The organism is Hansschlegelia sp. KR7-227 (genome assembly GCF_049446035.1).
Classification (GTDB): domain Bacteria; phylum Pseudomonadota; class Alphaproteobacteria; order Rhizobiales; family Methylopilaceae; genus Methylopila.
The window spans coordinates 2151645-2166951 of the sequence record NZ_JBMSEA010000001.1 but is presented as its reverse complement, the minus strand read 5'-3'; the positions used below and the strand labels follow the sequence as shown (position 1 = coordinate 2166951).

Annotated in this window: 13 protein-coding genes and 1 tRNA gene; 10 read left to right on the top strand and 4 right to left on the bottom strand. The window is 71.2% G+C overall.

Annotated features, from left to right (window positions below; all coding sequences use genetic code 11):
• The first annotated feature begins 222 nt into the window (after positions 1-222).
• From ACO2RJ_RS10145 to ACO2RJ_RS10130, 4 genes are read left to right on the top strand one after another with little or no spacing between them, the layout of a single operon-like run.
• Positions 223-678, top strand: coding sequence for a MarR family winged helix-turn-helix transcriptional regulator (locus tag ACO2RJ_RS10145; RefSeq protein WP_423267882.1), 456 nt, complete (start codon positions 223-225; stop codon positions 676-678).
• The gene (locus ACO2RJ_RS10140; RefSeq protein WP_423267881.1) at positions 675-2711 is read left to right on the top strand and encodes an FUSC family protein; all 2037 of its coding nucleotides are present in this window, start codon (positions 675-677) and stop codon (positions 2709-2711) included. Before ACO2RJ_RS10145 ends, ACO2RJ_RS10140 begins: the two co-directional genes overlap by 4 nt.
• Entirely contained in the window at positions 2708-2905 is a 198-nt protein-coding gene (locus tag ACO2RJ_RS10135) for a DUF1656 domain-containing protein (protein WP_423267880.1), read from the top strand. Before ACO2RJ_RS10140 ends, ACO2RJ_RS10135 begins: the two co-directional genes overlap by 4 nt.
• 13 nt (positions 2906-2918) lie before the next feature.
• The gene (locus ACO2RJ_RS10130; protein WP_423267879.1) at positions 2919-3815 is read left to right on the top strand and encodes an efflux RND transporter periplasmic adaptor subunit; all 897 of its coding nucleotides are present in this window, start codon (positions 2919-2921) and stop codon (positions 3813-3815) included.
• Positions 3816-3864: 49 nt separating this feature from the next.
• Here ACO2RJ_RS10130 and ACO2RJ_RS10125 read toward each other — a convergent pair whose 3' ends face one another.
• The 4 genes from ACO2RJ_RS10125 to ACO2RJ_RS10110 all read right to left on the bottom strand — a co-directional run bounded on the left by ACO2RJ_RS10125 (position 3865) and on the right by ACO2RJ_RS10110 (position 9764).
• Entirely contained in the window at positions 3865-7233 is a 3369-nt protein-coding gene (locus ACO2RJ_RS10125) for an error-prone DNA polymerase (protein ID WP_423267878.1), read from the bottom strand.
• The gene (locus tag ACO2RJ_RS10120) at positions 7230-8786 is read right to left on the bottom strand and encodes a Y-family DNA polymerase (RefSeq protein ID WP_423267877.1); all 1557 of its coding nucleotides are present in this window, start codon (positions 8784-8786) and stop codon (positions 7230-7232) included. The genes ACO2RJ_RS10125 and ACO2RJ_RS10120 overlap by 4 nt, the downstream gene beginning before the upstream one ends.
• A complete protein-coding gene (locus tag ACO2RJ_RS10115) occupies positions 8677-9471 on the bottom strand; it encodes an ImuA family protein (protein WP_423267876.1) in 795 nt (264 codons plus the stop codon). The genes ACO2RJ_RS10120 and ACO2RJ_RS10115 overlap by 110 nt, the downstream gene beginning before the upstream one ends.
• A gap of 218 nt (positions 9472-9689) precedes the next feature.
• Positions 9690-9764: transfer RNA gene (locus tag ACO2RJ_RS10110), tRNA-Gly, on the bottom strand.
• A 179-nt stretch (positions 9765-9943) separates the two neighbouring features.
• Between ACO2RJ_RS10110 and ACO2RJ_RS10105 the strand changes: the two genes are divergently transcribed.
• From ACO2RJ_RS10105 to ACO2RJ_RS10080, 6 genes are all read left to right on the top strand, one after another.
• Positions 9944-10471, top strand: coding sequence for a prolyl-tRNA synthetase associated domain-containing protein (locus ACO2RJ_RS10105; protein ID WP_423267875.1), 528 nt, complete (start codon positions 9944-9946; stop codon positions 10469-10471).
• A gap of 154 nt (positions 10472-10625) precedes the next feature.
• Complete coding sequence (rplU, locus tag ACO2RJ_RS10100; RefSeq protein WP_423267874.1) at positions 10626-10961, top strand: 50S ribosomal protein L21; 336 nt, start codon at positions 10626-10628, stop codon at positions 10959-10961.
• Between the two features lie 23 nt (positions 10962-10984).
• Complete coding sequence (rpmA, locus tag ACO2RJ_RS10095) at positions 10985-11260, top strand: 50S ribosomal protein L27 (protein WP_423267873.1); 276 nt, start codon at positions 10985-10987, stop codon at positions 11258-11260.
• Positions 11261-11455: 195 nt separating this feature from the next.
• A complete protein-coding gene (locus ACO2RJ_RS10090; protein WP_423267872.1) occupies positions 11456-12520 on the top strand; it encodes a GNAT family N-acetyltransferase in 1065 nt (354 codons plus the stop codon).
• 219 nt (positions 12521-12739) lie between these two features.
• A complete protein-coding gene (gene obgE / locus ACO2RJ_RS10085; RefSeq protein WP_423267871.1) occupies positions 12740-13786 on the top strand; it encodes a GTPase ObgE in 1047 nt (348 codons plus the stop codon).
• A gap of 129 nt (positions 13787-13915) precedes the next feature.
• Positions 13916-15133: a diguanylate cyclase gene (locus ACO2RJ_RS10080; RefSeq protein ID WP_423267870.1), complete on the top strand. Its 1218-nt coding sequence runs from the start codon at positions 13916-13918 to the stop codon at positions 15131-15133.
• Positions 15134-15307 lie beyond the last annotated feature (174 nt).

Here is a 15307-nt window from a genome sequence, read left to right as displayed (position 1 = left end):
GGGCCGGGCCGTATCGACCGGCGAGATATGGGGCGGGCGCGCTGCGGAGCCGGGCGCCTCACGCGTCCTTGAAGACGCTGGATCTTCTGAAAAGGCGGGGAGCGGGCCTGCGAACGGTCGGCGTCCGGCATAGGGCCGCCGTCGAGGCGTCTCTCCGGCCGACGTAGACGTGCGCCGGCGGCGGCTCTGGACAGCAATTGAGTAGGCTCCTACTTAATAGCAATGAACCAGATTGGCGGTCTCTCCGCGGCTACGGAATTCGGCTACCAGCTCGCCTTCGTCGCGCGGCGCTGGCGGAAGGCGCTTGACGAGGCGTTGGCCGATTTCGGCCTGACGGACGCAAGCTGGCGCCCGCTCCTCCATCTCGGCCGCCTCGGCGACGGGGCGCGCCAGAACGACCTCGCGCGCTCGCTCGGGATCGAAGGTCCCTCGCTGGTCCGGCTGCTCGACCGTCTCGCGGCGGCGGGTCTTCTGGAACGGCGCGAGGATCCGACCGATCGGCGCGCGAAAACCCTTCATCTCACGGCGGAGGGCCGCGCGCTCGTCCGGCGCCTGCAGGACGTCGTGGTCAAAGCCTGCGGCGCGATGGTGGAGGGGGTGAGCGCGCAGGAGCTCGAGACCTGCCTGCGGGTGTTCGCGCGGGTCGTCGAGCGGACCGAGGCGGCGGACCGGTCATGAGCGCGGCGACCGCTGAGCGGCTGATCTTCGCGGGCCGCACCACGATCGCGGCGCTGCTTGCGTGCTTCGTCGCCTTCTACGTCCACCTGCCCCAGGCCTCGACGTCGATGATCACGGTGTTCATCGTGTCCCAGCCGCTCGCCGGAATGGTGCTGTCGAAGTCGATCTACCGCGTCGCCGGCACGGCCGTCGGGGCGACCGTCGCGGTCGCGCTGACGGCGCTGTTCTCCGACGCGCCGGAGCTTTTCGCGGTCGCGGTTTCGCTCTGGATCGGGGCTTGCGTCGCGGCCTCCATCTATCTGCGCGACGCGCCGGCCTCCTACGGCGCGATGCTGTCGGGCTACAGCGTCGCGATCATCGCGTTCCCCGCCGTGGACGCGCCCGACGCCGTGTTTCTGGCCGCGCTCGACCGCGCCTCCGAGATCTTCGTCGGCATAGTCTGCGCGACGGCCCTCAGCCAGACCGTCTTTCCGCAAAGCGCGGCGGCGACCCTGCGCCGGGCGACGGGCGCGGCGCTGGCGTCGGCGTCGTCCTGGGCGGCCGACACCTTGCGCGGCCGTCCGGACCCCGCGAAGACGCTGCGCGATCGGCGCGACCTGGTCGGCCGGGTCTCGAAGCTCGAAGGCCTGCGGGTTCAGGCCACCTTCGACAGCGCGGCGGTCCGGCGCTCCAACCGGCGCATCCGTCTGCTGCACGGGCGGCTGATCAGCTTTCTCGCGCTGCTCGTCTCGATCCACGACCGGCTGGAAGGCCTGCGCGCCGAACGGCCCGACCGCGCGGAGGCGCTGGGGCCGCTGCTGGCGTCGGCCGCGGCCGCCATGGCGCCGGACGCTTCGGAGGAGCGGCGCGCCGAGGCCGAAGCTCGCTTGCGGTCGGCCCTGCCCGACCTCGCCGCGATGCGCGCGGACCGCTCCAAGGTGTTCGAGCGCACCATCCTCCAGCGCGTCGCCGACCTCGTGGGCTTCCGGGGGGATCTCGACCGACTGGCGCGGCTCGACGGCGAGGCCGGGCTCGACGAGGCCGCGTCGGCGATCTTCTCCCGCTACCGCGACCACGCTCTGGCGCTGGTCTCCGGCGTCGCGGCCTTCGTCGCGCTGCTTGCGACCTGCGGCTTCTGGATCGCCTCCGGCTGGAACGGCGGGGCGGGCGCGGCGATCATGGTCGCGGTGATGATGAGCCTGTTCGCCCCTCAGGACGATCCGGCGCGGGCGACCGGCGTGTTCTTCAACATGACCGCGGTCGGCGCCGCCGTCGCTGCGGTCTACGCCTTCGCGATCCTGCCGGGCCTCGAAGGCTTCGAGATGCTGGCGCTGGCGTTTGCGCCGGCTCTGTTTGCGGCCGCCTACGCCATGACCTTTCCCCGCGCCGCCCTGCCGGCGCTCGCCGGCGCGCTCGGCGCGCTCAACCTGATCGGCCTCGCCGACGTCATGACGCCCGACTTCGCCGGCTTCGCGAACGCGGCGCTCGCGCAGCTTTTCGGCATCGGCGTCGCGGCGGCGCTGCTGCGCACGCTGCGGCCGATCGGCGCCGCCTGGCCGATCGCGCGGCTCACCCGCGGCGTCCGGACCGACCTCGCCGACGCGGTCTCGGGCCGCCGCGCGGCCGGCCGCCTCGCCTTCGAAAGCCAGATGTTCGACCGGATCGACGGGCTGATGACGCGGCTCGACCTGTCCGATCCCGACCAGCTCGCGGTCGAGCAGGGCGCGCTCGCGGGACTGCGCGTGGGGCTCAACGCCATGGCGCTCAGGGGGGTGGTGCGCGATCTGCCCGAACCCGTGTCGGGTCTGCTTGCGGACGCGCTCGCCGACGTCGCCCGCCATTTCCGGCGGCTCGCGCGCGGCGAGGAGCTGGCGCCGCCGCTTGCGCGTCTGGACGCGGCGCTCGAAGCCGCTCTCCGGTCCGAGCGCGACGACGCGCCGGACGTCGCCGTCTGGATCTCGGCGGTCCGCGCCAGCCTCGCCCAGCACCCGCGCATGTTCGGCGGGAGCGCGGACGAACCCGTCGAGGCCGAGCCGCTGAGGGCCGCGGCATGATCAAGGAGGTCGACGTCTTCGGGGTCTTCGTGCCGCCGCTGCTGCTCTACGCCGCGCTCGCCGCGCTGATCTGGCAGCCGGCGCGCATGCTGCTGGAACGGCTCGGCTTCTACCGTCTCGTCTGGCACCCCGCGCTGTTCAACCTCGCCGCCTATGTCGTCGCGCTGGCGGCCGTGGTCGCGGTCCTGAAATGAGGAGGTCTTCGACATGCCGTCGCTGAAGGGAGGTCTGCGCGTCGCCGTCACCCTGGCGACGGTCGCCGCGGCCGTCGTGGCGGGCGCCTATGTCTGGCGCTCCTATGTCGACGACCCGTGGACGCGGGACGGCCGCGTGCGCGCCGACATCGTGCGGCTCGGTCCGGACGTTTCCGGATCGGTGACGGACCTTCGGGTCGCCGACAACCAGATGGTGCATAAGGGCGATTTGCTGTTCGTGATCGACCAGGAGCGCTTCAAGCTGGCGCTGGAGCTCGCCCGGGCGACCGAGGCCGGCCGCGCGAGCGACCTCGAGCAGAAGAGGCGCGAGTCCGACCGCCGCGCCAGGCTCACGACCGCCGCCGTCTCGGAAGAGGCGCGCGAGCAGGCCCAAGCGGCGACCGACGCCGCCACGGCCGCGCTCGCCCAGGCCGTCGCCGAACGAAAGACCGCCGAGCTCGACCTCGCCCGCACGGAGGTGCGTTCGCCCGTCAACGGCCATGTCGCCAATCTGCTGCTGCGGCCCGGCGACTACGTCGCGCCCGGCAAGGCGGTGATCGCGATCGTCGACAGCGACAGCTTCTATGTCGCGGGCTATTTCGAGGAGACCAAGGTCCGCCTGATCCGTGAGGGCGACCCAGCGATCGTGCGGCTGATGGGCCACGCCGAGGACCTCGTCGGCCATGTCGAGAGCGTGGCGCGCGCGATCGTCGACCGCGACAACGTCGCCGGCGACGATCTCGTCGCGAACGTCAATCCGAGCTTCTCCTGGGTGCGGCTCGCCCAGCGCGTCCCCGTCCGAATCCGCCTCGACCGCGTGCCGGACGACGTGCGCCTGACCGCGGGCCTGACGGCGACGGTGGTGATCGAGCCGCGGCCGGGCGCGTCTGCGGCCGGCGCGGGCTCCTGAGGGCCCGCCGCCGTCGCACTGAGCCAGACCCACAAAATATGTTGGGGTCTCAATGGAAGTCGCGCGATTTCGGCATGACGCGGACGTTGCGCGGGTGGCCGGAGACGCCGCGCGGCTGCTGCGGATGGGCGAACTCGTCGGCACGGGCGAGCTCGATCGTAAGCGCGGAATCGTCCGACAGCCGCCCGAGTTCGCGTGTGCGGTCGAAGACGCGCTCCGCCATCAGATGCGTCACGCCTTCCGGGCTTCTCTGCACGCGGCCCTCGACGAGCAGCAGGCGGGCGGCCATCACGTCGCGGCGGAACCGCTCGAAGGTGCGAGCCCACAGGACGACGTTCGTGATCCCGGTCTCGTCCTCGATCGTGATGAAGACGGCGTTGCCGGCGCCGGGACGCTGGCGCACGAGCACCACGCCCGCCGTGCGGCAGAAGGCGGCGTCAGGCCAGGCCGAGGTCTCCGCGCAGGTCGCGATCCGCTCCCGCGCGAAGATCGGCCGCAGGATCTGCATCGGGTGGGCCTTGAGCGAGAGCCGCAGCGATTGATAGTCGGCCGCGACATGCGCGCCGAGCGGCATGGCGGGCAGGTCGACGGTCGGCTCCTCGCCGAGCTCGCGCGCGTCCGCCGCCGCGAACAGAGGCAGCGGCGCGTCGTCCGGCAGGCGGCGCACGGCCCAGAGAGCGGCGCGCCGGTCGAGGCCCAGGGAGCGAAACGCGTCGGCCTCGGCGAGACGGCGGAGAGCGGGGGCGGAAAGGCGGGCGCGCGCCGCCAGCTCCTCGACGCCGCCGAAGCCGTCGCGGCGCGCTTCGACGAGGCGACCGACCTCGGCCTCGCCGAGGCCTTTCACCTGCCGGAAGCCGAGACGCAGGGCGAGCGCGCCCCGTCCGTCACGCTCCAGACTGTTGTCGTAAAGGCTGTGGTTCACGTCGACGGCGCGGATGTCGACGCCGTGCTCCTGGACGTCGCGGACGATCTGCGCCGGCGCATAGAAGCCCATCGGCTGCGAATTGAGCAGCGCGCAGGCGAACACCGCCGGGTGGTGATGCTTGATCCAGGAGGAGATGTAGACGAGCTTGGCGAAGGAGGCGGCGTGGCTCTCCGGGAAGCCGTATGAGCCGAAGCCCCGGATCTGCTCGAAGCAGCGCTGCGCGAAGTCGCGGTCGTAGCCGCGCGCGACCATCCGCTCGACCATCAGGGTCTCGAAGTTCTGGATCGTGCCGACGTTCCGGAACGTCGCCATGGCGCGGCGCAACTGGTTCGCCTCGCCGTCCGTGAACCGGGCCGCGACCATGGCGAGCCGCATCGCCTGCTCCTGGAACAGCGGCACGCCGAGCGTCTTGGCGAGCACTTGCCGGAGCTCGTCCGCGGGGCCGTGCTCCGGCGCGGGGGAGGGATAGTCGACCGCCTCCTGCCCCGACCGGCGCCGCAGATAGGGATGCACCATGTCGCCCTGGATCGGCCCGGGGCGCACGATCGCGACCTGAATGACAAGGTCGTAGAACTCTTTCGGCTTCAGGCGCGGCAGCATGTTCATCTGCGCGCGGCTCTCGACCTGGAACACGCCGAGCGAATCCGCCCGCTGCAGCATCGCGTAGACGGCCTCGTCGCCGGGAGGGATGGCGGCGAGGTCGAGATCCGGGCCGCCATGCCCGCGGATGAGGTCGAAAGCCTTGCGGATGCAGGTCAGCATGCCGAGCGCGAGCACGTCGATCTTCATCAGGCGAAGCTCGTCTATGTCGTCCTTGTCCCACTCGATGAAGGTGCGGTCGGCCATGGCCGCGTTGCCGATCGGCACGGTCTCGTCGAGCCGGCCGCGCGTCAGCACGAAGCCGCCGACATGTTGGGAGAGGTGGCGGGGAAAGCCGAGCAGTCGCCGCGCGAGATCGAGCGCGCGCCGGATCGAGGGATTCGCCGGGTCCAGTCCCGCCTGGCGGATGTGCTCGTCCTTGATGTCCGTCCCCCAGCTGCCCCACTGGGTCGAAGCGAGGCGCGCCGTGACGTCCTCCGTCAGCCCGAGAGCCTTCCCGACCTCGCGCATGGCGCTGCGCGGCCGGTAGCTGATGACGGTCGAGGCGATCCCGGCGCGCTCGCGTCCATAGCGCGCGTAGATGTGCTGGATGATCTCCTCGCGCCGCTCATGCTCGAAATCGACGTCGATGTCGGGCGGCTCGCGCCGCTCCTCCGAGACGAAGCGGGCGAACAGGAGATCGTGCTCGGCGGGGTCCACCGCGGTGACGCCGAGCGCGTAGCAGACGGCGGAGTTGGCGGCCGATCCCCGCCCCTGGCAGAGGATGCCCTTGTCCTCGGCGACCCGCACGATGTCGAAGATGGTCAGGAAGTAGCGGGCGTAGTCGAGCTTCTCGATAAGGGCGAGCTCTTCCCGCAGCAGCCTTTCGACCTTCGAGGGAATGCCGTGGGGATAGCGGATCTCGGCGCGGCGCCAGGTCTGCTCCTCCAGCCAGCTTTGCGGCTCCCAGCCTGGCGGGACCGGCTCCTCCGGGTAGTCATAGGTCAGCTCGGCGAGCGAGAAATCGATCCGCGCCAGCAGGTTCTGCGTCTCGGCGATCGCTTCGGGCGCGTCGCGGAACAGGCGCGCCATTTCTTCCGGCGGCTTGAGATGCCGCTCGGCGTTGGCCTCCAGCCGGCGCCCCGCCGTCTCGACCGTGACGCCTTCCCGGATGCAGGTGAGAACGTCCTGCAGGTCGCGCGCGCCGGGCTCGTCATAGAGCGCGTCGTTGACGGCGAGGAGCGGGACGCCCGTCGCCCGGGAGATCGCCTTCAGACGGGCGAGACGTCTCAGGTCGTCGCCGCGCCGGTGGAGCGCCGCGCCGAGCCAGACGGAGCCGGGCGCGGCGTCCTCGATCCGCGACAGGGCCGCGGCCAGCCTGTCCGTCCGGCGCTCGGGCAGCACGATCAGGAGCAGTCCGGTCGGGTCCGCGAGCAAATCGTCGAGGCGCAGGATGCAGTCGCCTTTTTTGGCGCGGCGATTGCCGAGGGTGAGGAGACGGCACAGACGGCCCCAGGCCTCGCGGTTCGTCGGATAGGCGATCACGTCCGCGCCGCCGTCGGCGAAGACCAGCCGCGCGCCGACCGCAAGCTTGAACGCCTCGGCGCGCCGCTTGAGCTCCACGCGCGAGAACGGCGCGTCGGGCGCCCATGGACCGTCGATGAAGACGAATTCGCCGGGGCCCGATCCCTCGCGAACCTTTTCGGGCGGCGGCGCGCCCTCCATCCGCAGCTCGCGGAGCGCGCGGTGGGCGCGCACGACGCCCGCGACCGTGTTGCGGTCGGCGACGCCGATCCCGGTCTGACCGAGCAGAAGCGCCGTCAGCACCATGTGCTGGGGCGGCGCCGCGCCGCGCAGGAAGGAGAAATTCGTCGCGGCGGCGAGCTCGGCGTAAGGCTGGGCCACGGACGTCATGCGAACAGGCCGTGCAGATACCAGCGCGGCCGGTTCGTTTCGCGCTCGTAAAGCCCGGCGCGAAACACCCAGAAGCGGCGGCCTTCCAGATCCTCGACGCGGTAATAGTCGCGCGTCGGCGCTTCCCGGTCGCGCCACCATTCCGGCGCGATGCGCTCCGGCCCTTCGGCGCGGGCGATCATGTGCAGCACGCGCCGCCAGCGGAAACGGAGCGGCGGACCGTCGGGGGTCTCCGCGAGCGTCTCGATCGGCTGCGGCCGCTCGAACAGCTGCAAGGGGCGGACGGGCGGCTCGCCCGGTTCGGGGGAGGACCACCCCGGCTTGAGGGCGGCAGGCGACGAGGCGGGCACGAGCCGCGAGGCGCGCGCCGGATCATGCGTGTCGGCGGCCGAAAATCTGAGGACCCGTGACGCGCCGAAGCGCGCCACGAGCCGGTCGACGAGGTCGGAGACCGCGTCCTCGTCGCGCGTCTCGCCGTCGAAACGCGGCTGAAGCTGCGCCAGCGGCTGGGCGAGGGGCACGGCGAGCCGGATCAGGTCGAAGCCGAAGCCGGGGTCGAGCGGATCGGCGAGCGCGTCGAGCCGGGCCTGCAGAAGGCGGAGCACCGAGGAGGCGTCACGCGTCGGCCGGCCGGTCTCGACGCTGATGCGCCGCACCGCGCCGTCGGTCCGGAAAAAGCTCGCCTCGAAGACGCGTCCGCCCTGGCCGATGGCTTCGAGCAGCGCCGCCGCCTGACCGAGCAGCGCCCGGATCGTTCCCTCGATCGCGTCGGCATGGGCGATCGGCTCGGCGAAGCGCCGCTCCACGCGGCAGGCCGGCGGCGGCCTTAGCGGCGTGATGCGCCGGTCCTCTTCCCCGAGCGTCCGCCGCAGCCGCGTCGGCAGGTCTTCGCCGAAGCGGGCGGCGAGCGGCTGGCTCGGCAGGTCGGCGAGATCGCCGATGCGCTTCAGGCCCGCCAGCGAGAGCGCCCGGCGCACGTCCTCGCCGAGCCCCAGCGCCGCGACCGGCAGGGGCCGCACCGCCGCGGCCTCGCCGCCCGGCGGCGCGATCGTCACGCGGCCGAACCGGACGAGAGCGCGCGCGGCGTCGGGCGTTCCGGCGATCGCGGCGCGGGCGGCGAAGCCGTCCTGCCGGAAGCGCCCGACGACGAGCCGCCGCAAGGCCGCCTCGCCGCCGAAGAGATGGCCGCAGCCGGTCACGTCGAGGGTGAGGCCGTGCGGCGGGTCGAGCGCGACGAGCGGCGTCCAGCGGTCGCACGCCTCCGCCATCCGGCCGAGCAGGGCTGCGTCCGCCTCCGGATCGTGGTCGGCGGCGGCGAGGCCCGGAATGCGCGCGCGCGCGTCGGCGAGCGTCAGGCCCGGCGTCAGGCCGAGCGCCGACGCCTCCGGGCTCACGGCGGCCAGCCGCAGCGCTCCCTTCACCGGCTGCGCGACGACGAGCGGTTCAGCCGGCGCGTCGCCATGGCGCGCCGGCGTCCGCTGCAGCCGGTCCGTGGGCAGGAACGGAAACCACAGCGCGAGATAGCGGCGCGAATTCGAAGGATGCGCGGTCACGGTCCCACTCCACACGCCAGGTTCGAGGGCCAAGTCCGGCCCGATGACGCAGCAGGGCGGCGTCGAAGGCCGGGCGGCCCGGAGCGTTCGCCTCCAGCGGCGTCGAAGCCGAGGCGGAGACGCTCCACCGGCTGGTCGCCGCGCTCGGCGCAGGGCTCGCGCCGAGCCGGATCATCACGACCGTCACGCCCGAGACTCCGGCCGCGAGCGCCAGCCGCCGGCTCGCCTTCAGGTCGAGCGCCTTCGGCTCGCTCCAGATTTCGACCAGCGCGGCGCCCAAGGCGGCGCAGCGGGCGGCTTCCGCCGCCGCACGCAGGACGCCGGTCGGATCGCGGGCCCGCACGACGAGCAGACGCTTAGGATCGGCCCCGAACGCGGCGAGCCCGTCGCCGTAGAGCCCGCCCGCCTCGACGTCGACGAGATCCTGACGCGCCCAGAGAATCGAGCGTCCATGCGCGGCCCTCAAGGCGAGAGCGAGACCGAATCCGGAGGCGGCGGCTTCGTCCTGCGCGGCCCGTGCGTAGATCTCATGCAAGGCGCCGCACGCCAGCCCGCCGCCGAGCGCGGCGTCGAGGGCCGGCACGCCGAACTGGAACAGATCGGCGCCGCGGCCGGGGACGTCCGGGTCCAAACCCGAGATGGCCTTCCGCAACGCCGCCAAGGTGACCTCAGACGACGAAGGCATGTATGTTCCTATTTTGTTCTAGTACGACTCGCGGCGCCGAGAGAGTCAAGCGCCGGCGCGCGTCGCCGCTTTGAAAGCTTGAAGGGGCAGGGAGCAGGGGAGGCGTTCGGAGAGATCGTCCGCGCCTCGCCGCCGGGACTCCCGGCGAAACCCCAGCCGAAAACGACTTTGGCCGCTCGCGCGGCCAAATCGTAACGTCCTGCACTCTTTGAAGAGACTGGAGCGGGCGAAGGGATTCGAACCCTCGACCCCAACCTTGGCAAGGTTGTGCTCTACCCCTGAGCTACGCCCGCATGTCCAGTCGGTCCGCGAGGCTTGGGCCCCCGCGAGAGGCGCTTAATGCCGCAACGGCTTTCCGAATGCAAGGCGTTCGTCGCGGGGTTTGTCGCAGGGCGTCGCGCCGCGCTATGCGGGGTCGTGGGACGGCGCTCCGCGACCATCGCGGAGCGCGGGCGGGGAGGGATGACGCGACATGCCGGCGACGCGCGCGGAGCTGACGGCTTTCCTGGACGGGCTCGGGATCGCCTGGACGACGATCGAGCATCCGGCGGTGTTCACCGTCGCCGAGTCCCAGTTCCTCCGGGCGCGCATCGCCGGCGGCAAGTCCAAGAACCTGTTTCTGAAGGACAGGAAGGGCCGGCTGTTCCTGTTCGTCGCCGAAGACGAGGCCGAGATCGACCTCAAGACGCTGCACCTGAAGCTCGGAGCGCAGGGGCGGTTCTCCTTCGCCTCGGCGGAGCTGCTGCGCGAGGTGTGGGGCGTGGAGCCGGGCTCGGTGACGCCGTTCGGCGCGATCAACGACGCGCAAGGTCGGGTGACCGTCGCGCTCGACGCCGGGCTGCTGGCGCATGGGACGGTCAATTTCCACCCCCTCCAGAACACGGCCACGACGGCGCTCGCAGCCGACGATCTCGTCCGCTTCCTGCGGGCCACCGGGCACGAGCCGCTGATCGTTCCGCGCGAAGGCGCTCCCGCCGGTTCGGGCGCCATTCCGGATTGACCCCCATCCCCCTTTCGCAGTAGAAGGCGCGGCATCGGCGCGGCGGCTCGTTTCCACCGCGCCTTTCCGTTTGGGACAAATCCCAGACCGCCAAAAAGACGGGCCACGGGCGACGCCGCCCCGGAGCCGCGTTCGAACACGGGACTTCACGACAATGTTCGCAGTCATCAAGACCGGCGGGAAGCAACATCGCGTTTCAGCCGACGACGTCATCACCGTCGGCAAGCTCGAGGGCGACGCCGGCGCCAAGATCACCTTCGGCGAGATCCTCGCGATCGGCTCGGGCGACGACATCTCGATCGGCGCGCCCTTCGTGTCGGGGGCGTCCGTCGCCGCCGAGATCGTCGAGCATGCGCGCGGCGAGAAGGTCATCGCCTTCAAGAAGCGCCGCCGCCAGAATTCCAAGCGCAAGCGCGGCCACCGCCAGGACTACACGATCGTCAAGATCGTCGGCCTGTCCGGCGGCGCCAGCTCCGACGCGAAGAACTGAACGGCTAAGGCAGGAGAAGACCCATGGCTCACAAAAAAGCAGGCGGCTCCTCGCGCAACGGCCGCGACTCCGCTGGCCGTCGCCTCGGCGTCAAGAAGTTCGGCGGCGAGAACGTCATCCCCGGCAACATCCTCGTGCGTCAGCGCGGCACCAAGTGGCATCCCGGCGCCAATGTCGGCATGGGCAAGGACCACACGCTGTTCGCCGTCGCCGAAGGCAAGGTGGCCTTCGTGCACAAGGCCAACGGCCGCACTTACGTGAACGTAGCCCCGGCCGCCCAGGCCGAAGCCGCGGAATGACGGCGGGTTGATGCGACGCATCCCGCCGGGCGCTTAACGCTCCCCGGCGGTTTTGGACCGCAAGATCCGGATGGACGGGGGAGACGGGGCGCCGGACTCCCCCGTCGCCGTTTCCAAGGGTCCGGTCCCATGCCTGCGCCGATCACGTTCGACGACAGACTGCTCGATGAAGACTGTCTCACGGCGGAGGCGCATATGCGTCTTCGCCGCCTCCGCCCGACCGACGTCGAGGCCCTCGCAAAAGGGCTGAACGATCTCGACGTCGCCAAGAATCTCGTCGCCGTGCCCCACCCCTACGGCGTCGCCGACGCCGAGGAGTTTCTGACCGGGACGGCCGCAGCGCCGCATTCGCTCTGCGCCGCGATCGAGGTCGACGGCGCCTTCGCCGGCTGCGTGGCGCTCGACGGCTCCTCCGGCATGGCCGATCTCGGCTACTGGGTCGCCAGGCCGTTCTGGGGCCGGGGAATCGCGACGACGGCCGCGCGGGCGCTGCTCGACCTCGCCTTCGCGACGCAGGCGATCGACATCGTCAGCTCCGGCCATTTCCTCGACAACGACGCCTCGGCCGCGGTGCTCGCAAAGCTCGGCTTCCGGCGCTACGGGATCGTCGAGACGCATTCGCGGGCGCGGGCGGAGACCGTGCGCCTGGTCGCGATGCGCCTGACGCGGGAGGGCTGGGCGGAGACCCAGCCGGCGATCGAGACGCCTCGGCTCGTCATGCGCCCGCCGGTCGCGGCCGACGCCGACGCCATCGCGCTGCTTGCGGCGACGCCCGGCTCCGCGCTGATGACGGCCTCGGTGCCGCTGCCGACGAGCCGCGGCGACGCCCGCGCCTTCATCCTTGCGACCGCCCGGCAGCGCCGCCCCTCGAGCCTGAGCTTCGCCATGCGGCTGAAGGAGTCCGGCGCGCTGGTCGGCGGCGTCGGCTGGAAGATGGCCGAGCCCGACGTCGTCGATCTCGGCTACTGGCTGTCGGCGGATCACCGCGGGCTCGGGCTCGCGACCGAGGCGGCCCGCGCCGTGCTCGAGGCCGCCTTCGCGATGACGGGGGCGAAGGCCGCGAAGGCGCATTGCCGGGTCACCAACGCCTCCTCGCGCGGCGTGCTGGAGCGCTGTGCCTTCCAGTGGGAAGGCACGGGGCTCATCCGCCTCGCGCCGGTCGGCGGCGCGGTCGCGGTGGATCGCTTCCGGCTGGAGCGCGACGTCTTTCAGTCGCTGCGCGCCTGGGCGCCGGCCGCGTTCCGCAACGCCTGCGCCTGAGGGACCCGACGCCAGCGCCGGAGCGACCGATCCGCTCCGGCCGGCGCACGCGCCTCTCCCGCCCGCGCGGGGGCGCGCAATCCGTCGAACTGTGGTACAGCCTCGCGGGCCATCATATCGTTGAGCGCGCGCGTCGCCCTCCGGCCATCCGGAGAGGCCGCGTCAGGCGTGGCGCTCGACGGTCCGGCCTTCCGCCCACGCTGACCGACTGTCTGACCGATGAAATTCCTCGACCAAGCCAAAGTCTATGTCCGCTCCGGAGACGGAGGCGCCGGCTGCGTCTCGTTCCGGCGCGAAAAATTCATCGAGTTCGGCGGTCCGGACGGCGGCGACGGCGGGCGCGGCGGCGACGTGATCGTCGAATGCGTCGGCGGCCTCAACACGCTCATCGACTACCGCTTCAAGCAGCATTTCAAGGCCAAGACCGGCGTCCACGGCATGGGCAAGAACCGCACCGGCGCCAACGGCGCCGACGTCGTGCTGAAGGTGCCGGTCGGCACCCAGGTGCTCGACGACGACGAGGAGACGCTGCTCGCCGACCTCACCGAGATCGGGCAGCGCATCGTGCTCGCCAAGGGCGGCAATGGCGGCTTCGGGAACGCCTATTTCAAGACCTCGTCGAACCAGGCGCCGCGCCGCGCCAATCCCGGCCTCGAAGGCCAGGAGCGCTGGATCTGGCTGCGGCTGAAGCTGATCGCGGACGCCGGGCTGGTCGGGCTGCCGAACGCCGGCAAGTCGACCTTCCTTGCGGCGGTCTCGGCCGCCAAGCCCAAGATCGCCGACTACCCCTTCACCACGCTGCACCCCAATCTCGGCGTGGTCGGCGTGGACGAGCGCGAATTCGTGATGGCCGACATCCCCGGCCTGATCGAGGGCGCGCATGAGGGGATCGGCCTCGGCGACCGCTTCCTCGGCCATGTCGAGCGCTGCCGCGTTCTGCTTCATCTTGTGGACGGCACGCAGGGCCACGCCGGCGAAGCCTACAAGGTCGTGCGCGGCGAGCTCGAGGCCTATGGCGGCGGCCTCACCGACAAGACCGAGATCGTCGCGCTGTCGAAGGCCGACGCGCTGTCGCCGGAGCTCCGCAAGGAGCAGCTCGCGCGGCTGAAGCGCGCCGCCAAGCGCGCGCCGATCGCGCTGTCGTCGCTGTCGCGCGAGGCGGTCGAGACCACGCTCCGCAAGCTGCTCGCGGTGATCGACGAGGCGAAGGCGGTCGAAGTCGCCGAAGCCATGCCGAAGATCGTGGAGGAAGCCTGGCGGCCGTAAGAGGCAGTCGCGGCCGCCGGCGCTGAAATAGCGGCTGGACCGCAGGGCGCGAGAAGCTACAAGACACGCGCGCCGCGGTTTCCGTGGCGAAGACGCGGCTATGGCTTCGCGGGACCGGAATCTGGGCCGATGGAAGGTGCGATAGTCCGGACGACGCTCGCGCTGATCGGCCCCGCGATCCTGAGCGTCTTCGGGATCGCGTTCCTCTGTTCGTGGATGATCGAGCGCAAGCGCGGCTACCTGCTGCTGCTGGCCGCCGCCTGCGCGCTGTTTGCGTTCGGCGCGGGCTGCCAGATCCTGTATCTGCCGCGCGACGCCGGCCTCAACGCCATGATCTCCGGGCTGTTCTACACCGCGGCCGTTCTACTTGCGGTTGAGGGGATCCTGCTCCGGTCGGGACGCGCGCTGGGTTGGGCCGTGAACGCCATGATCCTCGTCGGTTTCATGACGTTGCTCTGGTACTTCTTCTATGTCGACCGCAATCTGCTGGCCCGGGTCTACGTCCAGAACTTCGGCTACGGCCTCCTGCTGCTGGTCGCGGCGATCCGCCTGAGAGCGCTGGCGCGCGGGCGCTACGTCGACCGGGCGCTGTTCTGGGTGCTGCTCGCCTTCGCCGTGCAGTTCTTCCCCCGCACCCTCCTGACCATCGGATTGTCTCCCCCGGCCACCGCCGCGGCCTTCGGCAATTCGACGTTCTGGCAGCTCCTGCAGCTGTCGCTTGCGGTGTTCGGCTCAGCGCTGTGCCTCGCCATTCTTTCGGCCGCGACGGCCGACGTCATCGCCGACCTCAGGCTGGAGCGCGACGTCGATCCGCTGACGGGCGTGCTGAATCGCCGTGGAATCGAGGAACGGATCGCGAGCCATTTCAGACCGAGCGGCGCCGGGTCGGGTTCGCTGATCCTGTGCGACATCGATCACTTCAAGCAGATAAACGACGCGCATGGCCATGATGGCGGCGACGCCGTGCTGAGGAAGATCGGAGACCTGCTGCAGGGCGAGGCGCGAAAGGGCGATCTTGTCGGCCGGATGGGCGGCGAGGAGTTCGCGATCTTCCTTCCCGAAGCGGACCTCCGGGAGGCTCACGAGTGCTCCGAGCGCCTGAGAAAGGCGATCGCAACGACCATGTTCGCCGTTTCGGGCGCCGGGGAGCGCCGCGTCACGGCGAGCTTCGGCGTCTCCACGATCGAGCCGGGCGACGGCTGGGCCCGGCTCTACAAGCGGGCCGACATGAGGCTGTACGAGGCCAAGGCGGCGGGCCGAAACCGCACCGTCGCCAGCTCGGAGGGGCCGCTCGCGGCGGGAGCCGATCGAAGGGCTCGGATGGAGGCGGGGCCGGCGCCTCTCTGAGAAAACGCCAGGATCAAGCCTCGCCGGCGACCGTCATCCCCGGCTTGTCCCGATCCATGACCGCCGCCGGCGCCATGTTTTTGGAGACGCGGCGGACATGGGTTCCGGGACGAGCCCGGAACGACGGCGGAGGCTGTGCGTCGGCCGATGTCCTGCGACGTGACCCCGCTCCAG